The 23,666-nt window shown below is 38.1% G+C and carries 22 protein-coding genes, 2 tRNA genes and 1 pseudogene; 12 read left to right on the top strand and 13 right to left on the bottom strand.

The window, feature by feature from the left end; translation table 11 throughout:
• The first annotated feature begins 4 nt into the window (after positions 1–4).
• Positions 5–733: a TatD family hydrolase gene (locus tag ACZ5YP_RS05510; RefSeq protein WP_464834755.1), complete on the top strand. Its 729-nt coding sequence runs from the start codon at positions 5–7 to the stop codon at positions 731–733.
• Here ACZ5YP_RS05510 and ACZ5YP_RS05505 read toward each other — a convergent pair.
• On the bottom strand, positions 717–1,526 hold the full coding sequence (locus tag ACZ5YP_RS05505; RefSeq protein WP_464834754.1) for a transcriptional regulator: 810 nt from the start codon (positions 1,524–1,526) through the stop codon (positions 717–719). The two genes, ACZ5YP_RS05510 and ACZ5YP_RS05505, sit on opposite strands and share 17 nt — an antisense overlap.
• Positions 1,527–1,630: 104 nt before the next feature.
• Positions 1,631–3,244, bottom strand: a complete 1,614-nt coding sequence (locus ACZ5YP_RS05500) for a CTP synthase (protein ID WP_464834753.1) — start codon at positions 3,242–3,244, stop codon at positions 1,631–1,633.
• Between the two features lie 63 nt (positions 3,245–3,307).
• On the opposite strand from ACZ5YP_RS05500, the gene ACZ5YP_RS05495 reads away from it, so the two are divergent.
• A complete protein-coding gene (locus ACZ5YP_RS05495) occupies positions 3,308–3,841 on the top strand; it encodes a phosphoribosyltransferase (protein ID WP_464834752.1) in 534 nt (177 codons plus the stop codon).
• A 9-nt stretch (positions 3,842–3,850) separates the two neighbouring features.
• On the opposite strand, the gene ACZ5YP_RS05490 is transcribed toward ACZ5YP_RS05495, so the two are convergent.
• On the bottom strand, positions 3,851–4,588 hold the full coding sequence (locus ACZ5YP_RS05490; protein ID WP_464834751.1) for a KaiC domain-containing protein: 738 nt from the start codon (positions 4,586–4,588) through the stop codon (positions 3,851–3,853).
• 110 nt (positions 4,589–4,698) lie between these two features.
• On the opposite strand from ACZ5YP_RS05490, the gene ACZ5YP_RS05485 reads away from it, so the two are divergent.
• From ACZ5YP_RS05485 to ACZ5YP_RS05465, 5 genes are all read left to right on the top strand, one after another.
• On the top strand, positions 4,699–6,927 hold the full coding sequence (locus tag ACZ5YP_RS05485; protein ID WP_464835965.1) for a CDC48 family AAA ATPase: 2,229 nt from the start codon (positions 4,699–4,701) through the stop codon (positions 6,925–6,927).
• A gap of 90 nt (positions 6,928–7,017) precedes the next feature.
• Positions 7,018–9,489, top strand: coding sequence for a tRNA(Met) cytidine acetyltransferase TmcA (locus tag ACZ5YP_RS05480; protein WP_464835964.1), 2,472 nt, complete (start codon positions 7,018–7,020; stop codon positions 9,487–9,489).
• A 9-nt stretch (positions 9,490–9,498) separates the two neighbouring features.
• Positions 9,499–10,581, top strand: a complete 1,083-nt coding sequence (locus ACZ5YP_RS05475; protein ID WP_464834750.1) for an L-threonylcarbamoyladenylate synthase — start codon at positions 9,499–9,501, stop codon at positions 10,579–10,581.
• On the top strand, positions 10,578–10,853 hold the full coding sequence (locus ACZ5YP_RS05470) for a hypothetical protein (RefSeq protein WP_464834749.1): 276 nt from the start codon (positions 10,578–10,580) through the stop codon (positions 10,851–10,853). Before ACZ5YP_RS05475 ends, ACZ5YP_RS05470 begins: the two co-directional genes overlap by 4 nt.
• A 174-nt stretch (positions 10,854–11,027) precedes the next feature.
• A complete protein-coding gene (locus ACZ5YP_RS05465) occupies positions 11,028–11,447 on the top strand; it encodes a hypothetical protein (protein WP_464834748.1) in 420 nt (139 codons plus the stop codon).
• A gap of 7 nt (positions 11,448–11,454) precedes the next feature.
• Here the strand turns inward: ACZ5YP_RS05465 and endA are convergent, their stop codons facing one another.
• Both endA and ACZ5YP_RS05455 read right to left on the bottom strand, forming a co-directional pair.
• Entirely contained in the window at positions 11,455–11,934 is a 480-nt protein-coding gene (gene endA / locus ACZ5YP_RS05460; RefSeq protein ID WP_464834747.1) for a tRNA-intron lyase, read from the bottom strand.
• 74 nt (positions 11,935–12,008) lie between these two features.
• On the bottom strand, positions 12,009–12,695 hold the full coding sequence (locus tag ACZ5YP_RS05455; RefSeq protein ID WP_464834746.1) for a DUF47 domain-containing protein: 687 nt from the start codon (positions 12,693–12,695) through the stop codon (positions 12,009–12,011).
• 44 nt (positions 12,696–12,739) lie between these two features.
• Here ACZ5YP_RS05455 and ACZ5YP_RS05450 point away from each other — a divergent pair, with 44 nt between their 5' ends.
• Positions 12,740–14,347: a B12-binding domain-containing radical SAM protein gene (locus tag ACZ5YP_RS05450; protein ID WP_464834745.1), complete on the top strand. Its 1,608-nt coding sequence runs from the start codon at positions 12,740–12,742 to the stop codon at positions 14,345–14,347.
• On the opposite strand, the gene ACZ5YP_RS05445 is transcribed toward ACZ5YP_RS05450, so the two are convergent.
• From ACZ5YP_RS05445 to glyS, 3 genes are read right to left on the bottom strand one after another with little or no spacing between them, the layout of a single operon-like run.
• Complete coding sequence (locus tag ACZ5YP_RS05445) at positions 14,322–14,708, bottom strand: hypothetical protein (protein WP_464834744.1); 387 nt, start codon at positions 14,706–14,708, stop codon at positions 14,322–14,324. The genes ACZ5YP_RS05450 and ACZ5YP_RS05445 overlap by 26 nt on opposite strands.
• A gap of 2 nt (positions 14,709–14,710) precedes the next feature.
• Positions 14,711–15,088 carry a hypothetical protein gene (locus tag ACZ5YP_RS05440; RefSeq protein ID WP_464834743.1) on the bottom strand — a complete coding sequence of 126 codons (378 nt, stop codon included), beginning with the start codon at positions 15,086–15,088 and terminating at the stop codon, positions 14,711–14,713.
• Positions 15,089–15,137: 49 nt separating this feature from the next.
• Positions 15,138–16,889 carry a glycine--tRNA ligase gene (gene glyS / locus ACZ5YP_RS05435; protein WP_464834742.1) on the bottom strand — a complete coding sequence of 584 codons (1,752 nt, stop codon included), beginning with the start codon at positions 16,887–16,889 and terminating at the stop codon, positions 15,138–15,140.
• A 110-nt stretch (positions 16,890–16,999) separates the two neighbouring features.
• Between glyS and speB the strand changes: the two genes are divergently transcribed.
• Positions 17,000–17,872 (top strand): agmatinase, encoded by an 873-nt coding sequence (speB, locus tag ACZ5YP_RS05430; protein WP_464834741.1) that lies wholly within the window; start codon positions 17,000–17,002, stop codon positions 17,870–17,872.
• Between the two features lie 28 nt (positions 17,873–17,900).
• Here the strand turns inward: speB and ACZ5YP_RS05425 are convergent, their stop codons facing one another.
• A complete protein-coding gene (locus ACZ5YP_RS05425) occupies positions 17,901–18,050 on the bottom strand; it encodes an Rpo12/RPC10 RNA polymerase subunit family protein (RefSeq protein WP_464834740.1) in 150 nt (49 codons plus the stop codon).
• Between the two features lie 103 nt (positions 18,051–18,153).
• Between ACZ5YP_RS05425 and yciH the strand changes: the two genes are divergently transcribed.
• Positions 18,154–18,468: a stress response translation initiation inhibitor YciH gene (gene yciH, locus ACZ5YP_RS05420; RefSeq protein WP_464834739.1), complete on the top strand. Its 315-nt coding sequence runs from the start codon at positions 18,154–18,156 to the stop codon at positions 18,466–18,468.
• A 53-nt stretch (positions 18,469–18,521) separates the two neighbouring features.
• Here the strand turns inward: yciH and ACZ5YP_RS05415 are convergent.
• Positions 18,522–19,479 (bottom strand): annotated as a pseudogene (locus tag ACZ5YP_RS05415) (transcription initiation factor IIB).
• Between the two features lie 165 nt (positions 19,480–19,644).
• Here ACZ5YP_RS05415 and ACZ5YP_RS05410 point away from each other — a divergent pair.
• Positions 19,645–19,731 (top strand) — tRNA-Gln (locus tag ACZ5YP_RS05410).
• Here ACZ5YP_RS05410 and ACZ5YP_RS05405 read toward each other — a convergent pair.
• From ACZ5YP_RS05405 to ACZ5YP_RS05395, 3 genes are read right to left on the bottom strand one after another with little or no spacing between them, the layout of a single operon-like run.
• Complete coding sequence (locus ACZ5YP_RS05405) at positions 19,729–21,618, bottom strand: phosphoenolpyruvate carboxykinase (GTP) (RefSeq protein WP_464834738.1); 1,890 nt, start codon at positions 21,616–21,618, stop codon at positions 19,729–19,731. The two genes, ACZ5YP_RS05410 and ACZ5YP_RS05405, sit on opposite strands and share 3 nt — an antisense overlap.
• A gap of 47 nt (positions 21,619–21,665) precedes the next feature.
• Positions 21,666–22,250 carry an endonuclease dU gene (locus ACZ5YP_RS05400; protein ID WP_464834737.1) on the bottom strand — a complete coding sequence of 195 codons (585 nt, stop codon included), beginning with the start codon at positions 22,248–22,250 and terminating at the stop codon, positions 21,666–21,668.
• The gene (locus tag ACZ5YP_RS05395; protein ID WP_464834736.1) at positions 22,237–23,424 is read right to left on the bottom strand and encodes a Cdc6/Cdc18 family protein; all 1,188 of its coding nucleotides are present in this window, start codon (positions 23,422–23,424) and stop codon (positions 22,237–22,239) included. Before ACZ5YP_RS05395 ends, ACZ5YP_RS05400 begins: the two co-directional genes overlap by 14 nt.
• A gap of 108 nt (positions 23,425–23,532) precedes the next feature.
• Between ACZ5YP_RS05395 and ACZ5YP_RS05390 the strand changes: the two genes are divergently transcribed.
• Positions 23,533–23,619 (top strand) — tRNA-Ala (locus ACZ5YP_RS05390).
• The last annotated feature ends 47 nt before the right edge of the window (positions 23,620–23,666 follow it).

Genomic DNA, 23,666 nt, shown 5'->3' with positions numbered 1-23,666 from the left:
TAGAGTGTATATAGATGCACACGTACACTGTGTAGAACTAGAGAGTTTATCTAGTATAGATAGCGACATACTTGCCGTGTGCGTTGCAGACGACCTCGCTTCATCAATGAAAACACTTGAAATAAGCGAGAAATACAAAAACATTATTCCATGTATTGGAGTACACCCATGGGTAATCCACGAGCACAGTCTAAATGAAACTAGAGGGTTTATAGAAGACACGTTGAAAAACCATGATGTTAAATGTCTTGGAGAAGTAGGCCTGGACAAGAAATTCCGTGCTGAAACATTTGATAAACAAGTGGAATTCTTTAAACTATTTATTGAATACGCTAAAGAATACAATCTAGTATTAAATCTACATGCGGCAGGTGCTTGGAGAGAAGTATTCAACCTAGTGTATCATAGTGGAATAGACAAAGCATATTTCCACTGGTATACAGGCCCTCTCGACCTCTTAAAAGACATTACCTCTATTGGGTATTTAATCGGCATTAATGCAGCACTAGAAATACAAGAGAAACATAGAAGTGTAGTTGAACACGTAGACCTTAAATATATACTAACAGAAAGCGATGCTCCATACGAGTATAGAGGATTAAAACTCACACCTGGCCACGTGAAAAAACTAGTTGCTTTAATAGCTGGTATTAAAGGGATTGACGTCGAAGTAGTTAAAAGCACCATACTTGGAAACTTCGAGGAATTCTATGGATTTAAGAAATCTCGCTAAGAATACTGATTGCTCGCTCTAGTGCCTGTTTGACTTCTACTAGTTTGCTTTGTAAACCACTATATTTTACTGCTAGTTCTTCTTTTTCCTTTACTACTCTCTCTAGTTCGGATTTAAGAGTTTCAATTTGTGTTTCAAGGCTGGTTATCTTCGCTGTTTTTTCATCCAGTGCTCTCTTTAACTCGTCTCTTTCACTAATTACTTTCTCTAGTTCGGACTTGATGGTTCCAAGTTCTGTTTCTAGACTAGCTAGTTTTGTTGATTTTTCATTCAATGCATTCTTTAATTCATCTCTCTCTTTGGTTAATGATTCAACTAGTTCTTTGTATGTCTTTACTTGTTCTTTCAACTTGTCTATTTCTTCTCTGAGAACTCTGACTTCTTCTTCGGGGCCTGCTACTGGTGCTTTAATAAATGGAACAAGGAGTTTTAATTCACCTTTTTTAATTTTCTCGTATGTTTCAGCAACTAGTTTACCTGCTTTTGTCTTACCGTGTATGTGGCTTCTAATAGTAACTTCAGATCTCCCTAATTCTTCTGCTATTTGACTAATAGGTATACCTGCTTTATACCGGGCAAATGCAGCTGCTGCTACTGCGAGACTATCCATCCATGTTGAGCGCTCTATTGGATCACGTATTAACTCTAGTATTTCAGGTCTATATAGAGTACCAATAATTAAAGCCATTTCAAGCTGGCTTATTTCTTTTTTACCAATTGGTTTAATTGGCATATTAGTTAAATCAATGTAGATTGGTTCAGAAGTAGAAGTTGGAGTAGTGGGCTCTGACATATCAATCACCAGGTTATATTATTTGCATGGTCTCTTTTAAACTTTACAAATTGCATAATCAACAGTAATTTTAAAATGTTTATATTATTGTGTTATAAAAATTATTAATTGTTATTTTTAATTTTACTGTTTTTAATAAAATCTAGGAATGCCATGTATATTGGACTTGGTTCAAGTGGTCTACTCTTAAATTCTGGGTGTGCTTGTGTTCCTAGATAGAATGATTTGTTTTCTCTCAACTCTATTATTTCAGCATATCCCTCTTCGCTATATCCCGAAATCTTTAATCCAGCTTTCTCGAGGATGTCTACATACTTGGGGTTTACAATGTATCTATGTCTATGTCTCTCGTATACCTCTCTTCTACCGTACACTCTCCACGCGAGTGTTCCTTCTTCAATAATTATTTTTCTAGCGCCGAGTATCAGTGTTCCTCCAAGTCCTTTATTCAAATCTTGTGTTGGTGCTAGCGCTACAACTGGGTGTGGTGTATTAGGGTCTAGTTCCTGGCTATTAGCTTTTTCTAGTCCAGCTAGGTTTCTAGCAGCCTCTACAGTCATCAACTGCATACCAAAACATATTCCAAGTGTTGGTTTATTGTTTTCTCTGAGGTATTTTATAGCCATTATTTTTCCTTCTGCCCCCCGCCTACCGAAACCAGGGAGTATTATAGCTCCATCAACACCTTCTAGTCTACTTATTAATTGCGGGTTTGATTCTATATCTGTTGACTCGATCCATTCAAGTTCTGGTTTAATACCCAGCCATGTAGAAGCATGTGTTAACGCTTCTATTATGCTTACATAGCTATCTCGGAGTTTAGTGTATTTACCAATCATTGCTATTTTAACTGGTGTAGTTCTCTGTGTTAATTTCTCGATAAACACCTGCCATTGAGTTAAATCAGGTGTTTTTACTGGTAAATCTAGTTTTTCATAGATATACTTTGTAAAGCCCTGTTCGTAGAGTACTAGTGGAATTCTATATGGAGTATCCAGGTAGGGACAGCTGAATACACCATTTACTGGTACATTACCATATAATGCTAGCTTCCTCTTTGCTTCATCATCTAACTCCCTTATGGAGCGTGCTATAATAGCATCTGGTTGTATTCCAATACGCCGTAGTTCTTGAAGGCTGTGTTGAATAGGTTTTGTTTTCAACTCGCCGGAGGGTAGTATTGGCGCTAAACCCACATGTACATAAAACGTGTTTTTAAATCCTTCTTCAAACCTCATTTGTCTAGCTGCTTCGAGGAATGGAAGGCCTTCTATGTCTCCAACAGTACCTCCTATTTCAACTACTACTACATCTGCACTGGAATCTCTCGCTATACTTCTAATAGTATTCTTTATTTCATCTACTACGTGGGGTATTATTTGAACACATTGACCTAAATAGTCTCCACGCCTCTCTTTTAATATAACAGAGTAGTAGATTTGACCAGATGTTATATTATTCCTCCTCGATAGGTCTATGTGCAGGAATCGCTCATAGTGTCCAATATCCATGTCTGTTTCTCCACCATCTTCTGTTACAAAAACCTCGCCGTGTGCATATGGACTCATTGTACCTGCATCGACATTTAAGTATGGATCTATTTTTATCATTGTTACTCTATATCCACTGTTTTTCACGAGCATTCCTATAGATGCTGCTATTATTCCCTTACCTAAACCCGATAAAACACCTCCAGTTACAAATATATACTTCGTCAAGGTGCCCGGGTTAAAAATAAGCTTGAAACTAGCTTAAAAACCATTATTTACATATGGTTAAATATGGCGAGCCACAATACATCAGTAAAAACAAGATATATTAGCTGGGTTGACATACATAAAGCGCTAATTACACTAGTCAATAGAATGTCATCTACATTTAAACCAGACGTTATAATAGCTGTTGCTAAGGGTGGACTTATACCGGCACGCATAGTCTCTGATCTCATGGGAGTAGATGAAATAGGATATATAGAAGTAAAGTTTTACAAAGCTATTGGAGTACGGAGTGAAAAACCATTTATTAAATATCTAGCTATTCCACAATTAAAAGACAAAAATGTACTAGTTGTCGACGATGTAGTAGATAGTGGTAGAACAATACAATTAGTCATAGATACTCTTTCATCCCACGCACCAAGACAAATTAAAACACTAGTATTATTCCTCAAACCATGGAGTACATATACACCAGACTACTACTACGAAGTAGCAAATGAATGGATCGTGTTTCCATGGGAGATATGTGAATCTAAAAAAGAAGGAGTAGACAGTGATGCACAAGAATATAGAGATCTCAGCACAGGCTGCCTCTAATCTCTCTACTCATCCAAATCTACTTGTCTTTAATACCTTGTCTGGATAGACTACAATACCCTTGTCTGTAATGTCGAATATATGTCTCTTCATACTGTGACTTGTACCTCTCATCTTCCATATTACAAGACTTCTAACCAGCTCGCCATTTATTTCGTCTAGGTCTAATCTAACAATACCATCAGCCGCGTGTTCTACACCAGGACCTCCAAACCCCCTTTCTGTTACTGATACCTGGGATACCAGTATACTAGTTGTACCCATTCCAGACAATACTTTCTTCAATTGTAATACTACACTTCTAGCGACAGAGGGTTTTGTGAGGTATAGAGTTGAAACGCTGTCAACAACTACCCTCTGGGCATTTATTTCTTTTATAGCTGTACGTAGTACATCAACGAGTTCTTCAACGCTATCGGGGTCTTTAACAACATATTTTTCTCTCTTGGCTGCTTCTCCAATACCAGCTGTAAACGCGTCTACAATGGCGAATTTTCCTTCTTGCTCGTATTGTTTTACATCCCAGCCGAAATTCTTCATGTTTATTCTTACTTGAACGGGGTGTTCTTCTAGGGCAACATATATGCCTGGTTCGCCCATTTGAAGACCATTCCACAAGAACTGCATTGAGAATATACTTTTACCAGTACCTGGACCGCCACTCAGTAATACAACGTTTCTCTTGGGTATTCCACCATGAAGTATCTCGTCAAAACCTGGAATACCTGTTTTAACTCTTTCGACCATGATTTCCACCCTATATATTTATTATACAAAAACGTAATAAAGGTTGTTAATTTACCCTTTTTCCATATACTACAAAACAGGTGGAAAGAGTGTCTCAATCACACAATAAAATGGATAAATCAATCAAGTTGAGAGTTGCAGAGGCGAGGTCTAGAGATATTGGTCGTAAAATAGCTAGAATTGATAGAGAGGCCATGAGAAAACTCGAAGTAGAACCCGGAGACTTCATAGAGGTTATAGGTCCAAAAGGCCGTGAAATAGTAAAGGTTTGGCCTGCTTACCCGGAAGACGAGGGTATGGGTCTTATTAGAATTGATGGAACAGTGAGAAAAACTATTGGTGTTTCTCCAGGTGAATACGTTACTGTAAGATCTATTAAAGTAGAGCCGGCGACACGTATAACACTATCTCCTACTCAAGATATGCCTAGAATTACCGCTGATCCAGAGTACTTCTCTCAACTCATTAAGAGAAGTCTACTGGGCAACCCGGTTAAAAGAGGAGATGTTGTAGATATACCATTGTATGGCTTCCTCCTTAGATTTATTGTTACCAGTGTACAACCCTCAGCTGTTGGATATGTAACAGATGATACCATAGTCGAAGTTAGATTACAACCAGTTAAACCCGGTATGGTTGGTGAAGGCGTTCCACTAGTTACCTGGGAGGACATTGGCGACTTAGAAGAAGTAAAACAAAAAATCAGAGAAATAGTAGAACTACCACTAAAACACCCAGAATTATTTGAGCGTCTTGGTATTGAACCACCAAAAGGAATACTATTATATGGACCACCGGGAACCGGTAAGACACTACTAGCAAAAGCACTCGCCAATGAAATAGGTGCTTACTTTATTACGATTAATGGACCAGAAATCATGAGTAAATTCTATGGTGAATCAGAAGAGAGACTTAGAAAAATATTCGAGGAAGCACAAGCTAACGCACCAGCAGTAATATTTATTGATGAAATCGACAGTATAGCTCCAAAGAGAGAAGAAGTAGTAGGAGAAGTAGAAAAAAGAGTGGTTTCACAGCTACTAACCCTCATGGATGGATTGAAAGAGAGAGGTAAAGTAATAGTTATTGGTGCAACCAATAGACCAGACGCATTAGACCCAGCTCTCAGAAGACCAGGTAGATTTGATAGAGAAATAGAAATACCACCACCAGACAGAAGAGCTAGACGTGAAATCCTCGCCGTACACACTAGAAACATGCCACTAAGCGAAGACGTAGATCTTGATAAAATAGCCGAGATGACCCATGGCTATACAGGTGCAGACCTAGCTGCACTAGTCAAAGAAGCAGCTATGAATGCTTTGAGGCGCTTTATACAACAGGAAAACATTGATTTAAACCAGCCAATACCAGCTGAAAAACTCGAAAAACTAAGAGTTACAATGGAAGACTTCCTCGTTGCAATGAAGTCTATTCAACCATCACTAATGAGAGAAGTAATAGTTGAAATACCCGAAGTCCACTGGAGCGATATTGGCGGGTTAGAAGAAGTTAAACAAGAACTAAGAGAGAGTATTGAGTGGCCTATGAAATACCCACATGTATTCGAAAAAATGGGTATTGAACCGCCCAAGGGAATATTGTTATTCGGCCCGCCGGGAACCGGTAAGACACTACTAGCAAAAGCTGTTGCAACAGAGAGCGGAGCCAACTTTATTGCTGTAAGAGGCCCTGAAGTACTCAGTAAATGGGTTGGCGAGTCAGAGAAGGCTATTAGACAAATATTTAGACGTGCTAGAATGGTTGCACCAGCAGTTGTATTCTTTGATGAAATAGACTCAATAGCTGGCATTAGAGGAAGCGATCCAAGCGGAGTAATAGACCGTATAGTCAACCAGCTCTTAACAGAACTAGACGGTATACAACCACTCAGAAGAGTAGTAGTAATAGCTGCAACTAATAGACCAGACTTACTAGACCCAGCGCTGTTGAGACCGGGTAGATTTGACAAATTAATCTATGTTCCACCTCCAGACTACAAAGCAAGACTAGAAATATTCAAAGTACACACAAAGAAACTACCACTCTCAGAAGACGTAAATCTCGAGGAACTAGCTAGGAGGACAGAGGGATATACTGGTGCAGACATAGCAGCTATATGTAAAGAAGCTTCAATGCTAGCTCTACGTGAAGTATATAGTAAAAGCGGGTCTCTACAAGTAACTAAGGTTGAAATGAGACACTTCCTCGAAGCACTCAATAAGATTCCACCAAGTCTAAGTAGAACAGATATCGAAATGTATGATAAACTAGCCAAGGAAGTCAAGAAAGCTGGAACTAGTGGAGGCTTTAAAAGACTACCAACCACTTTCACGTAGATTTGTTTTTTATCCTCAGTATAATTACTCGTCGCTATATTACTAGATAAAAGTGTCTATTAGTGATTATTAACTGGTGCTTTCTACTTGATGGAGCCAGGTAGTGAGAAAAAGAATAACAATGACGAAGTAGTTATACCCGCATCATATACGAGATTTGTACGTGAAATTGGAAAGTTAGCTGAGATTCTAGTTAAATCTAGAATTAGATCACTAATTGTATTATCAGGTTCAGACTCTATTAAACTGGGTCTATTTGCAGGTAAACTAGTTGACCACTATGTAAATAAATGGATGAAAATCGAAAAGAGAGAATTGAAAGGCCTCTACATCTACCACGATGAATTCCCAGAAGCAGTTAAAATGAAAGAGGTCTTTGAAGAGAAAATAGCGGAAAACGAAAAAATAAAATTTGAATATGGTGTCTACGAGAAAAGCGAGAAATACCTTGGTGTAACAGTACAAGTACTTGTAATGGATTTAACGAGAGACTTTAAACCAAACGATGTCGGTAGACTAGTTGGAATAGTTGAAGGCGGGGGAATAATAGTCTTTTTAATCCCCAACTGGGATCAATGGGATACATTTAACACTATTTTCAAAGAGACCCTTACAGTACCACAATTCCCAGAACCAAGACACGTGTTTCTAACATGGATTAAAAAGAAGCTCTTAGAACACGATGGTATAGGTATCTACGACGTCGACAACAATAAAGTCATTAAGAAATTAAAGCTAGAGAGAGAAGTAAAAACATATTCAAAAACTGCTGTTCTACCTCAATCACGACTATTTCCAGCAGAAGTCTATAAACATGCATTAACAATGGATCAAGTAAACGTATTGAAAATACTAGAAAACTTCTATGAAAAACCAGGTAAAGGCAAAAAGAAAGTATTTGTTCTCACAGCTGACAGAGGGCGTGGTAAAAGCTGTGCAATAGGCATCGGACTAGTTGGATTAATACACTTATTCAAAAAGGTCAAACCACGTTTTAGAGCACTAGTAACCTCTCCATCACCAAGTAATGTTCAATCACTTATGACACTAGCCGCTAATGTACTCGACACTATGGGCTATAAATACGATGTAATAAAGAAATCGGGATATATTGTTGAAATACGAGGCGAGAAATTCAGTATTGAATACTGGGAGCCTATTACAATACCAAAACTAAAAGGAGACATTGTAGTAGTTGATGAAGCTGCAGGTATACATGTTCCACTACTCTATAAAATACTAGAATCACACAATAGACTAGTGTTTTCTTCTACAATACACGGTTATGAAGGAGCCGGGCGTGGCTTCTCAGTTAGATTTCTAAAGAAATTAAAGAACATGGAGGGTATTGAACTCTACGAGTACGAAATGACAGAGCCAATTAGATATAACTACAATGACCCCGTCGAGGAATGGCAGTTTAAAGCACTACTTCTCGATGCAGAACCAGCCGAACTAGATGAAAAAGATCTAGAAGACATTGAAATGAAGAGATTGATATATGTTAAATATGATCCAAAACAACTCTTTGAAAACGAGAAAGAACTAAGAGAACTATTTGGTATTTACGTATTAGCCCACTATAGAAACGAGCCAGACGACCTTGGAATGCTGGCTGATGCACCACACCATTTTATAAGAGCTGTGAAAACAGCGAGTGGTAAAATAGTGTGTGCTATTCAAATAGCCCAAGAAGGCCCCATAGACACTAGAGAAGTAGATGAACTTCTACGTGGTGGAAAAATTCCAGGTAATATTATACCAGATAGATTTCTCAAACACACTAGACTAGTTGATTTTGCACATACAATTGGGTGGAGAATAGTTCGTATAGCAACACATCCAGCTGTCCAGGGAAAGGGTATTGGAAGCTGGGCGCTTGAAAAAGTATTTGAAGAGGTAAAAGAGCGGGGTCTCGACTGGCTTGGCTCCGGGTTTGGAGTGACTGGTGAACTATTAAAGTTCTGGGTTAAAAACGGTTTTAGTGTTATACATATGAGTCCAGATAGAAACCCTGTTAGTGGCGAGTACACGGTACTAGTTATTAAACCAGTAAAAGAAGAAGTTAAAAAACTAGTTGAACTAGCAAAACTAGAATTCAAATCAAAAATCATGAATAGTCTTTCAATAAACTACCGTGAACTAGAACCCGAAGTAGCCCAGTTAATTCTAGACGACGAGCCATTCATTTACCATGAAAAACCAATAAACGCGCTATCTTCAATAGCTCTCGATAGACTATGGACTTATTGCAAAGGACCCATGACGTTTGAAGCTGCTGCTGACATAATGCATATTATTGCAAAAATATACTGGTGGACGGCGAAACAAATACGTCCACAACTAGAACCAATACACGAAGTAGTATTGATAACAAAGGCCCTCCAGGGCTTGACATGGGATGAAGTCTCAGAAATAACAAAGAAACCGGTTAAACTACTACAGGAAAAAGGACATGAAATAGCCTGTATCTTCTTTGAATACTTAACCGGAGTAAAAAGCGATGAATTCAAACCAGGAATAAAGATCTCCGAGTACAAACCAGGAATAATCTTCATCTAGGTGTAAAAAGTGACTCTAGTATTAAAAACAGACCCTGTAAACCCGGATCCACATATACTACGTGAAGCAGCTGGTATTTTAAAGAAGGGTGGTATAGTAGCCTTTCCAACAGAGACAGTATATGGCCTTGGAGCAATTGTATACAATGAAGAAGCTGTGAAAAAGATATTCTGGGCTAAAATGAGGCCAATGGATAATCCACTAATAATCCACATATCAAGTATTGACATGCTGGAAGAAGTAGCAGTAAATATTCCTGAAAAAGCATATAGATTAATAGAGAGGTTTTGGCCGGGCCCTCTAACCCTCATACTACCTAGAAATCCACAAATACCCAAGATTGTTACAAGTGGATTAGACTACGTTGCTGTACGAATGCCTGCACACCCCGTAGCTCTTGGTTTAATTAGGGAAGCAGGAGCTCCAATTGCTGCTCCAAGTGCAAATATTGCTGGTAAACCTAGTCCTACATCTGCTGAACACGTAATAAAAGACCTCTATGGTAGAATAGACGCTGTTATTGACGCTGGTGAAACAATATACGGGGTTGAATCAACAATAATAAACATTCTTACACAACCACCAATACTACTAAGACCTGGAGCTTATGCAGTAGAAGACATAGAACGAGTACTTGGAGAGAAAATACATATACCTGAATTTGCAAGAGGGTTTAAAGAAGCAGAAACAGCTCTAGCACCTGGAATGAAGTATAAACACTATGCTCCATCAACACCACTAATACTAATTGAGACAGATGAAAGCAGTATTGAAGACATTGTAAAAACAACTAGATCTATTGCACTCAACTATGTCAGCGAGGGCAAGGAAGTGTGTATTGTAGCAAGTAGAGAAACGAGTAGTGGATATAGAGACTTAAATGTAAGAGTTTTAGTTATCGGCTCGAGAAGCAATTTATTCGAAGTAGCTAGGAACCTCTTTAAAACCCTCAGAGAACTCGATGAGTTAAAATGCAGTATAGCCATAATAGAAGGATTTGAAGAAAGAGGATTGGGCCTTGCAGTAATGAATAGATTGAGAAAAGCGGCAGAGAAAAAAATCCACGTGTATAGAAGTGTGATGTCTCCATGATTCCAAGGGGAATAAGCGTTAAAAAACTAAACAATTTCCTAGAGGACTTGAGAAAACAGGGTTTATGGGCTGAAAGACACTCCTATAGCATTAGAATAATGTATAATGGTAAATTTGTAGCTAGTTTACACCTCTACCCTGGATTTAACGAGGCAGTACTACGCCTATATGGCGATGTAGAAGTAAACAACATGGTTCAAGAAGTAGTATATAAAACAGTGAGCAGATACCTACCTGATTTCAAATTAAAAATACAAGTTATTAGTTTATAATGCAATAAATTAACAGGGATGATAAACTCGGAAATCTGAATACGTGATGAACCCGCGCAGGGTTGACCATTACAATTCTAGCTTTACGATTAATATATAAATCTTTTACACAATATAGATATATACATGGGACAAATAGGACATGTATTATAAATGAGGTTATAGGTGCTTGTAATGAAAAACGAGCATAGTGGTTCCTATAGGCACCACCATACGGGACTAACACACCACCAAAGAGGTACACGGCCACCACACCATGGAGAACACGGTCTGGATAAAGAGAAAAAGGTTATGCCTCAGCCAATAGGAGATAAATGTAATCCGCTGTGCCCCCTCTTTGTCTGTACTAGAAATGCTATGTTTATTGCGAGTAAACCAGTAAAAGGTAGAATTATCAAGATAGCTCAGTGTAGATTAACTGGTGGCGATTGTATTGGTGGAGAATGCCAGTATGCATCGTGTAAAGTCAACAGTCTACTACCAGATGGTAGATGTGCTAAAGCACTTGAAAAGAAGCATACGAGGCCTTCAGACGAGGAATTCTTTAAGGAAATGCTTAAAGTTGAAGAATACGATGTTTCAGAGTTTAGATAGCGATATACTAGGGCTTCCACCATTCTAAAATCATGTATTTAACTTCTCTTGTTTTCTCATTTAAAATAGCCAATAATAACTTTTTTCTAACAGAGTGTAGTAGGCGCCCAGCTCTTACAAGTTCTATTGGATCTACTTCTTCACTACTGGTATACACTAATACACCGAAGGGAGCGTGGTCTATTCCAGGTCCATATCTATAGACGAGGTAGTCACATCCAAATTTTAATCCTCTACGTACAATAAACCCTCTTTTTCTCAAATCCGAGTATACAGTGTATAGAGCGTTAAACTTTCTTACACGTTTCTCGGCGATTTCAAAAAGCTCGTTTGGTGTTAGAATTTTATTGTTTTCTCTAACGAGAATAGTGTTTCTCTCTGAGAGGTATACTGTTTCTACTAGCGAGAGTTCTAGGGGGCTTTTAATATCTCTACTTCTTGGTTTGTATTCGCCTAGAAATGTCCCGTAGTATCCATTCCAATACACTCTATTAGCACATTCATAATCAAAAACTACAGCTCTATTTCCAAGTAGAAAGGCCTCGCATGGAGTAGACTGCTCTATGGTTTCCTCGATAGTGCTAGATATCGTATTTCCTCACCGACGTTTTTGAGGAGGTCGCTTATTTCTTCTAAGTGCTCGAAGATGTCTTTTAATAATAGGAGTGCTGGTATATACCCAGCGTATTTACCATAGACTTCAAACAAGCTCTTTCTGAATATAGTGTCTATTTCTTCTTCTACATTGAATACTCTTTCTAGTTTCTCCAAGACTATTTTAGATGATACTTTTAGTTTTGATAGTGCTTCTTCAACGCTCTCTAATTGTGTTTTTTCTAGTTCTACTAGTTTAATGAATGTTTCAAGTACTCCTTTCTCAATTATAACTTTGTTTTCTCTTGCAAGATACATTCTATATGCTACTGCATCTACTTGTTGTATGATTCTATCGAGGTGTCTAACGATGTTTATATATATTGGTACATAGAGGGCAATCTCGCTGCTTTTAACGAGATATTGCATTACACGTAGGTAGTTCTCCTCGCCTTTGTTTTTAATGTTTCTAATTCTCTCGTAGAGTTTTCCGATATCACTATTCTCCTCTGAATACTTTTTCATCATTTCAACTAGTTCTACGAGTTCATCATGAATTATTCTTGTAATATTGACTATTTCCTCAATAGCTGTAATTTCAACAAGTGCACTACTCTCCTCGCTCATTGGAACATCACTCGCGTCTTCAGGCATTAATAATACTCTAAGAGGTTTAAAAAGCATAATTAGAAATAGAGGTGAATAATCTGAAAACTGTTGTTATTGATACACTAGCTCGTGCTTCTGGTGAAAGATATTCAACATTTGATGTTGTAGGAGCTGGTCCACGCATTATTGCAGGTATTGCAGAGTTGTATAGTGATGTATATTTCTACCCGTTTGAAAAAGCACTAGTAGAGATAAACTCTATTATTGATGCTGATCTAGTATTAATTTCTGCAATGTCAAGCGACTACAATGCACTAGGTAAAATACTGGGTAAAATACGCTCACACAACTATAAAGGTAGAGTTATTGTTGGTGGACCAATAAGCTTTGAATACGAGAAAATATTATCAAATCTACCAGTCGACTACGTAGTTATAGGCGAGGGAGAAATACCACTCTTAAATATTTTTTCAAAACTAAAAGAAAAAGGCGAGTTCAACCCCACCGAGATACCAGCACTAGCATATAGAGTTGAAAGTATTGTTAAAATCACAGGGAGACACTTACATACACCAATTGAAATCCTCGATTCAATTAAACCATGGACACGTGTAGACGAAGCGTTTGACTACCCTCAGATCTACAGATTCTACGTCGAAGTTGTACGTGGCTGCAGTAATTTCCAGCGCCCGTTAATCACTACAGGGAAATACAACTGTATAAATTGCTTGAATTGTAGAAGCCCCATTCTAGAGAATAGACTAGTATGCCCCGTGGGAATTCCACCAGGATGCGGATTCTGCAGTGTACCATATATGTTTGGACCCCCTAGAAGTAGAAGTATTAAATCGATTAAACGAGAAGTTGAAGAGCTAATTCAACACGGAGCGAGAAGAATAGTTCTCAGCGGGCCCGACTTCCTAGACTACATGAGAGAAAAACTCGTTAGTAATGTATTAACAAACCCGTGTTACCCACCAGCTAATAAAGAAGCAATTGAAGGCTTACTCAATGAATTATCAAGTATTCCAGAAGTAGAAAGCGGACGTGTTGTCGTAATGATCGAGAATATCAAGGCATGTCTCGTAGATGAAGAAGTAGGTAGAATACTCGGTAAGTATTTAAAGGGGACTACTATTCACATAGGCCTTGAAACTGGTAGTGATGAATTCAACGAGAAAATACTGGGAAAACCAATACTTCTCAAACACGTTGTTGAAGCTTGTAGAATTCTACGTGCATATGGATTAAGACCCTATGTTTACTTAATGTATGGACTTCCATTTGCAAGTGAAGACGTATATCGTGATACACTCAAAGCAATTAGTGTTTTAGGAAGTGTAGGAGTAGAGAAGATAACACTATATAAGTTTACTAGTCTACCAGCCACAGCCTTCGAGGGTCTTAAACCAGAAATAGATAGTTATTTAGAGTTGATCAAGTCTATTAAAAACACTATAGATAAATACAATATGGCTATGAAGAGAAAACTTCTCGGTGAAAAGCTAGAAGTATGGTTAGTTAAATCAAAGAAAAAAATATATGGATACCCCGTTAAACACGGCCCAGTTGTATTTGTAGAGTATCATGGACGTAGAAATCTTACTGGCTGTCGTGGACTAGTAAAGATAGTTGATATAGGTCCTAGATTTGTAAAAGGAGTACTTGTTTCTATTTTAGAGTGTCCAGGAAACTAGAGTATTCTTTAAATAGATTTCTCGCTTCACCCGCCTCATTTGAATACCCTTGTTTTTCTAGTATATCAGCTGCTGCGCGTACAATATCTGCAATATATGGAATACTAATGTATACTAGCATTCTATAGTAGACACTTATGTATTTTGCTAGTTTATCATTTTCACTGGTTATATTATGCATTACTTCTCTTGTAGATGTAATTATTGGTTTTGAACGGGCAAGGAGATCTCTTGAAGAATTTATAAACACCAATATTAACTCGACATCTCTACTAGCAACTGCTAGTTTGCCCTTATCTATAGCTTCTTCGTAGTCATCTACTAGGTTTTTAAGTATTGTCATTGTATTGTAGAGCTCCATGGCTATGCTTTAACCCTCCTTATAGTTGCAATACTGTTGTCTGCTACACCTTGTTTTTCTAGGTCTTCAGGGTAGACTACAACTATGTTTTCACTGCCTTCGACTACTTCAGCTGTGAAGTATGCTTTTTTCTTTCCAGCTACAACTATTTCGACTTGATCTCCATTTTTAATTCCAAGCTCGTTTGCGAGAACCACTGGTATTCTCGCTATTGGTTTATCGAGTGATTTATCATACTTTATACGTATTCTCTTCTCTGAAAGCACTTTTTTCTCGCTTTTCAACTCGGATGCGGAGGGGACTATTGCCAGTAGTTTTGATATATCTACTTTCTTTGGTTCTTCTGGGGGTGTTTGTTCTGGTTTAACACCTTCAGACACACAACCACCATTTAAACTGATATTCTTTCTCCAATATATAGTTAAATCTCTATAAGAATTGTTCTAAACCTAGTTTTTCTACTAGGTATTTCTCTATACTGGATATTTCTATTCTTATCTGCTCTGTGGTGTCTCTATCTCTAATTGTAACAGTGTTGTCTTCGAGTGTTTGGTGATCTACTGTTATAGCGAAGGGAATGCCTATTTCATCTGCTCTTGCATATCTTCTACCAATACTTCCATCGTCATCGTATACTGCTCTAAACCCTCTAGCTACCAGCCTCTTATATATAGACTTTGCTATTTCAACCATTTTCACGTGTTCTGGTTTATTACCAGCCATTAATGGAAAGACTGCAACGTGGTAGGGAGCTAGTTGTGGAGGTAGTTTTAATACTATTTTACCTTCTCGCTCTGTATAAGCGTATTCTAGTGCTACATATATTAATCTCTCTACTCCAAAAGACGGCTCGACGACGTGTGGATAGAACTTTTTACCGTGTATTTTTTCTTCTTCTCTCTTTACATAGAAGCAGTTAGCTGGTAGTTTAAATCCTTGAACTTCAACGTATCCTTTTTCACTTAGCTCTCTCGCCAATTCTTCTGGTTTTCTACTATATAGAGACTGTAATACTTCTCTTGTTTTTTCACTACCTACTAGTTTAGATATTTCACTTGGATTTGGATAAGCTAGTTCTTTCTTGACTATTATGGGTTCTTCAAACTTCTTGAAGACTTCAAAGTCTGCATTACTGTTTGCAGCGTGTCTCTCTATATCATAGCTAGTTCTATATGCGTAGCCAGCTACTTCTATCCATCCAAATTTCTCTGTTAGTACTTCTTGGTCAAAGGTTTGTGCTGAGTAGTGTGCTCTTTCATGTGGTAGTTTCTCAATAAACCTGATTTTATCTGGTGGTACCCCTAGGCTTTTAACAAACTTGTTTCCAATACCCATCCAGTAGGCTAGCCAGGGAGTTTTAACTAGTTTTCTATCTATTAACTCTCTTACAGTGAACTCGGCTGGTTCCTCGATATTCTTTAATCTCATATCAGCCGTTAAAACCCATAGTTTCTCGTCTTCTACATCACTTACTACTCTTGAAACCTCTCTATCTGCTTCTTCGGGGTCGAAGAAGAACTCTATTTCCATTATATTGAATTCTCTAAGCCTCAATAATCCTTGCCTTGGAGAAATCTCGTTTCTAGCTACTCGGCCAACTTGTGCTATACCTAGTGGAAGAGTATTTCTTAAGATCTTGAATAAATGTGGGAAGTTAATGAACATTCCTTGAGCGTGTTCTGGTTTTAAATAAGCTGTTTCCCCTCTATAGGGGCCTATTTGCGTTGTAAACAATAATAGAGCATTAAATGCAGGTGCAAAGTCGCCACCACACTCTGGACACTTCAATTCTTTTTCCTGGACTAGTTTGGTTATTTCCTCGGGGCTCCAACCCTCAACTTCAATGTTTAATAAGTCTTTGATTAAGTGGTCTGCTCTATAAACTCTTCCACACTTATTACATACTAGAACAGGGTCTGTGAAGTGTTCTTCGTGACCACTAGCTTTGAATACTACTCTTGGATTAATAATAGGTGTTTCTATTTCTACAATGTTTTCACGTGAATATACAAAGTACTTTAACCACTGGTTTACAATGTTTCTTTTTATTAAAACACCAATGGGTCCAAAATCATAAAATCCAGCTACTCCACCATATATTTCAAACGATGTCCAAAAGATCCCTCTCCGCCTAGATAAATCCATTATTTTATCGTATTTATCTCTCTCACTACTAGCCATTACAAATACCCTTCAACGACTCTACTTGGTTAGATTAAACAAGAAAACACTATTAAAATCAATCTCTAATATATCTACGTTGAGTGTATTAATTAGAAAAGTGGTTAAAAATGGCGTGGAAAACAACACTTGTAAACCCGGTATTCGCGTGTATAGATAACGCCTCGTCACCACTAGCCGTTATAGGAATACCACTAGACCACACTGGAACATATAGACCCGGCACGAGATTTGCACCCCAGAAAATCCGTGAAGCAACATGTAATCTCGAAATATATAGTCTAATGGCAAATCTAGACCTTGAAGAAATAGGTTTTAGAGACTATGGCGACATACTCCTACAACCAGGTGAACCTAGAAAAGCAGTTGAAAGAATAGAGCTAGTTACAAGAAACTTGTTTGAAGAACACAGAGAATTCACAATAATACTTGGAGGCGAACACCTACTAACATATCCAGTCATACGTGCTCTAGGAAGCAAAATAGACACACTTATAGTATTCGACGCGCACTTAGACACGAGAAACGAGTATATCGAGTCTCAATTAAACCATGCAACATTTCTACGGAGACTAACAGAAGAAAAAGACATTAATGTTATACACATTGGTTCAAGAGCATATAGTAAAGGCGAACTAGACTATGCAAAAAAGAAAAACATTAAAGTATTTAATACACTCGACGTCCACAATGGACGTGTAAAAATAGAAGAGCTGGGACGAGTCTACATCAGTGTAGACATGGATGTATTTGATCCATCAATAGCGCCAGGTGTAGGCAATCCAGAACCCCTAGGGATAACTCCACTACAATTCATGAATATTCTAAGAGAAGTATTCGATAAATCAAGCAGGGTTTACACAATAGATATTGTTGAAGTTAATCCACTAGTAGACCATGGAGATATAACTAGTACCCTAGCAGCTAAAATAGCACTAGAAGCCAGTGGATTATACCTAGAACATAGAAGAAGCAGTATTTAAGAAGATGCACTCGAGATCAAAGAGTTATCTATCTAGCTTTTACAACTCTATATGTTCTAGCTACTTTGTAAACAATATCATAACTACAATGTGGACATCTAACTTGTCTACCATAAGTTCTAACCATTTCTTCATAGTCGAAAACATAACCACATCTACCACACTTGTATTTAACCATACAATCCACCTCTAGAGACCACTAGTCTCAGAAATCTACAAATAGGTTTTTAAGTCTTGATTAACAATATTAATTTTGAAATAAACCGGTGATGTGCAACAACATGCCCCGGCAGGTTTGCGGAGAGGAAATACCCGAAGAACTATGTGAACGACTATTAGTAGAACAACCACTAATTAAAATAAAACTAGATACAAGAAAATTCGGTAAAGCAGTAACAGTTATCGACGGCTTTCCAAACGATAAAGAACTCCTCAAACACCTAGCTAGCTTCTTCAAGAAAAAACTAGCTGCTGGCGGGACATTTAGAGAAGAAGAAGGGAGAATAGAACTACAAGGAGACCATAGACAGAGAGTAAAACAAATACTAATTGAAGAACTAGGAATTAACCCAGAAAACATCCTAGTAATAAGCTAGTTAACCAGTGAGATAGTAAACCCCGACTTGTAAACCCATATATTTTTGTCTTCTTATTCTTCAACTTCCATGCTAATAACTTTCATTAACTCTCTACATCTATTTCTAACAGTTACTTCTGTAACACCAGCTACACTAGCTATTTCTTTCTGCGATTTCTCCTCGCCTAGTTTCTCACATGCAAGATATACTCCTGCCAGCCGCTAATCCTACAGGGTCTTTGCCTCCCAGTATACCGGCTTCTCTAGCCTTGTTTAAAATCTCAATAGCAACTCTTACTACTGTTCCAGATAATCCAAGTGCATGTGCTATTCTTGGAACGAAGTCTGCTGGGTCTGATGTAGATACCTTTATATTTAGTTCTCTTAGTAGTAGACGGTAGCATCTAGCAATTTCTTTTCTATTTACTCTAGAGTATTCTTCTATTTCATCTAGTGTTCTAGGTAGTTTTCTAAGTCTACAAGCTAGGTATATTGCGGCGGCAATAACGCTTTCAATACTTCTTCCTCTAACTAACCCCTTTTCAACTGCTTCTCTATAGATTTTTGCTGCTTCTTCTCTTATATAGGTTGGTAGATTCAATAGGTCTGCTAGTCTATCAAGCTCGTTCATAGCGTGAGCTAGATTTCTCTCGACACTAGTTAGAATTCTTGTTCTAGATTGCCATTTTCTAAGTTTGTATAGCTGGTATTTCTTGTTTACAAGGGTGTGTCCAGCTGCATCTCTATCTGAGTAGTCTATAGCTGTTGTAAAGCCCATGTCGTGTACTGTTGGTGTAATGGGGCCTCCTGTTCGCGCCCTTCTCTCTCTTTCCTCGGGGGTGAATGCACGCCACTCAGCTCTATCATCTATAACTCTCTCTTCAATTACTTCTCCTGTTTCAAGACAAACATATTCTGCTCTTGCAGCATCATATACTATTTGTTCTGGTGGACACTTTTGTTTCTTATCTCCTTGTTCTTGTTGAGGAGTTGTATTGTTAGAATTATTATTGTGTGATGAATTACTCATTAGAAATCACCCAACCTTGTGTTTACTTGTTTTAGCCCCTTATAAACTTAACGCAATGCTTAAAAACCTCTAGGTGAAAGGGCCTTTTAAATCCCATGAGACATTTAAGTTCTAGCATCAAAAACTTTTTTAGGCGGGTAATTATTGTAGAAGAATAATGGATGTAGCCGGGTCGTCTAGCGGCCAAGGATGCGGGGCTTTGGCCGAGAAGGAAGAAACCCCGTGACCGGGGTTCGAATCCCCGCCCGGCTACTTTCTATCTAGTTTAAACGGGCTTACATGAGAGCCATACTTGTATCTAGCTTCTTCTAGTCTACGCTTCTGCTCTAGTAGTATGTCGAAGAACTTCTTTGGTGTATCTGGTACTTGTTCAGCATATATCTTCCATATTCTCTCGTATTTAGTTATTAAGTTCTCTATTCTAATAGTAAATAGTTTCTCATATAATTGCTCGCTGAACTCTTTGTTTAATTCTCTTTCAAATAATTTTACTAAGTCTGTGTATATGGGGATGTAGCCTGTTGGCGTTTCAATAGCGTCTACATCGTTGTTTACTCTCAGCTCCATCCACTTCAACCATACTTTCTTGTCGACTTTCTCGGTTAGATACTTGCCTTTTTCATCTCGGAGGAAGTAGTTAACACTGAATATTCTTGGTTTTTCATCGAGTGTCTCGCCAAATCTAAAGTGGAGTTCTATAAATGCACCTGGAGATATTGATAGAAAGTCTAGTATTGCGAACGGATTAAACTCCATTACCCCAACCGCGCCGAGTGTTGCAGCTGTTTTTTCTGATTCTAGAGATGCTCCTTTTGTTACTATTCCGTGTTCCCAGTCAAATGCTTCTTCTACTGGTACCCATGTATTGGGGTCTCTACCACCAAAGATCATTCCTTTTACTTGGACACCATATGGATCGTTGATTTTTGGATCTACTCTCTTCAAATAGTATATACTCGTAGTAAACCTTGCATTTGGATGAGATGGAGGTATTTCTCTCCCCTGCTCGTCTTTTTTACCTGGCCACCATTTTCCAGCGTAATTTATACCTGGTCTTGGTGGAGTTGACTTTCCATTCCACCATACTTCGCCGTCTTCTGTAAGTAATACATTTGCAAATATTACTTCGGTTTCTCTACTTGTAAGTATTTCGTATATTTCTGGGTCGTCAACTGGGTTAACTCCATCAATAATACCAAACATTCCTATTTCGGGGTTTATTCCATGTGGTTTTCCATTGTAGTTTCTAATTATTGCTAAGTCGTCTCCCACAATAGTGTCTGATATAAGTGCTGTTGATGTTTTTCCACATCCTGCTGGAAACGCGCCTGTGAAGTATGTTATTCTATCTCCTGGTCCCTTAATTCCAGTAATAAACATGTGTTCACATAGCCAGTTTTCTTTGTATCCCTTGTCTACACATATACGTAGAGCAAGCTTCTTTAATCCAACGGTGTTACCAGCGTATTGTGTGTTTACGCTGTAGACAACTCTATCGCTTGTGTCGATATATATTCTCCTCTTGGATACGTCTCGAGACCATCCATTCTCGTCTCTTGGACCAGTACTATGTAGAAACCTCATGTATTCTATGTCTTCTCTAGTTGTAAATACATCATAACATATTCTATGTAGGATGTTACTGCTGTGGATTACATAAGCGGAATCTGTTACTTCAACACCATACAAGCTGAATGGCGAGTCTTTCGGCCCGAAACAATAGAGTCCAATATACATTTCTCTACCAGTCATTATACCCTTGAAAAACTCCATTACTTCTCTTACTCCTTCACTCTTCTCTTTTGTGTTAACCATTGGTATTTTCACGCCGGGTGGTACGAGTATTCTCGTGTTTTCTCTGTCACGAGCTAGATCACGTATACCGTCAAAGTGGACAGTGTGTCTTGGATTATAACTAGAGGGTAGTTCTTCTCTGTTTTCAATAGCTCTTCTTCTAATGTATTCAAGGTCTTCTTCAGAGTCTGTTACTACGAACATTCTTGACGGATTTGTAATTTCTGCTACTTCAAGGAGCCATTTGAGTAAATCAGTGTTTTTAATACGTGATAGTTTTTCTAGGTTTTGTTGATCTACGTATTTTGTAAAAGCACGTAGCAAACTCTCTCTATAATTATTCATTTAAACCACCATGTTTTTGTAAAAAGAGTTGATTTTTATATATATTTCTACATGTGATACATACGTAACTTTATTTTTGCTATTGTAGATGCTATTTTATCAGCTATTCTCAATGGTTCCGGTATTGGACTATAAATACAAGTGTTTTTTACTACATTGAATGCTTCTTCTCTAGAAATACCCGTAATATTTATTCTTATGGGCTTCCACGGAGTATTATAATACATTGACTCAGAGTATACTTCTTCTATTACGCGATATCTCTCTTTCCAGTCTTCAAAGTGCTCGTAGAGCGCGTTTTTTATTCGTTGTAGATTTAATGGATACTGGAATACTACTATAACGCCTTTACCTGTTGTACTAGCTAGTATGCGAGGATCGACTACGTCGAATCCAGCGTATGTTACACCATCTAGTATTATAATTGATCCATTAAACTTCTTTGAAATCTCTATTATAGCTCTTTGACTCGCCCCCTGATCTACTCTTACACTAGTAATTCCAAGTCTTGACACTACTAGTTCACTATTTACCTCGACACCAGCTATTACAGTTGTACCTCTACCACCCTTGTAGAATACAGGGAAAAACCCGTCGTCATATGCTTCTATATAGTAGTTAGAGGTCTGCAAGAGCTCGTTCAACCGCTTTTACTACTTCGTCTTTTACTTTAATGATTTTTGTAAGTCCGTGTCTACCCATACTTCTAACTTCTGCTATGAGAATACCCATCATATCTAGCTGGGATAGCACTTGGCTTACACTCCTCTGGGATAGTGGTTCTAAACCCCTCTTTTTAGCTTCTTCGAGGTATGCCATGTAGACTTCGCCGGTGGTTGTAAACCCCTTCTTTGTAGCTAGTTCTACTGTTGTCTTCAATATTAGTTTTTGTTGGAGTGGTAGTGTTATTATACTCTGATAGACTCTGCCCTCTTCAATCTCTAATACTGCTTTCTTTACGTGTTCAATTGTTACAATATTTGCACCTTCTCTCTCAGCTATTTCCCCGGATACTCTGAGTAGGTCTAGTGCTCTTCGAGCATCTCCGTGTTCTCTAGCTGCTAGTGCTGCACAGTAGGATATTGTTTCATCACCTATTACTCCTGGATAGAATGCTTTTTCTGCTCTTTGCTTTAGAATAGTATATAATTGTTCTGCATTATATGGTGGAAAGAATATTTCTTCTTCTCCAAGACTCGATTTAACCCTGGGGTCTAGGTTTTCTACGAAGTAGAGGTTGTTTGTTATACCAATTATTGAAACCCTGGATTTATTTAGATCCTCATTTATTCTGAGTAGTTTGTAGAGGAGGTCGTCTCCGTTTCTCTTTACAAAGTAGTCTATTTCGTCGAGTATGACAATGTGTAGACCGCCCCACTGTTCAAGTGCACTCGTGTATTTCCTATATACTTCGCTAATAGCAAGGCCCGTATAGGGTATTCTTAAACCAAGACTTGAAGCTATTGAAGCAAGTACTTTGTATGGTGTATCGAGTTTTCTAGTGTTTACATATGCATAACTGAGAACTGTACCAATAGAACTTGCCTTCTCAGTTAGTTTTTTAACAACATATTTTGTTACTACTGTCTTACCAGTACCGGTTAATCCATACAATAATACATTACTCGGCTTTTCCCCCTTAGCTGAAACAACGAGTATGTCAGCTAGTTTTCTAATCTCTGATTCTCTGTGTGGTAAAACATCTGGTACATAGTCGGGGTGTAAAACCTCTCTATTAGCAAAGATTTTAGAAGCCAAACCTCTCTTTTTGATTATTTCATCTATTATATCATATTCTCCAAGCATAAATACACCCAGCAGTAAGCATGATCTAGTCAAGTAGCGGGTTCAACCCCAAATTTACAAATAAAAAAAGACTTTTAAGCCTGTTAATAAAATAAATCCTTTAACGGTGGGCCGGTAGCTCAGCCTGGAAGAGCGCCCGGTTGGCAACGCGCGCCAGAGTCCGGGAGGTCCCGGGTTCAAATCCCGGCCGGTCCACTAACCCCTCTCCTCTAAACCAAAATTGATTCTACAATGAAGAGCCA

Source organism: Sulfophobococcus zilligii, from assembly GCF_055398255.1.
This window is presented reverse-complemented; position numbering and strand designations above follow the sequence as displayed.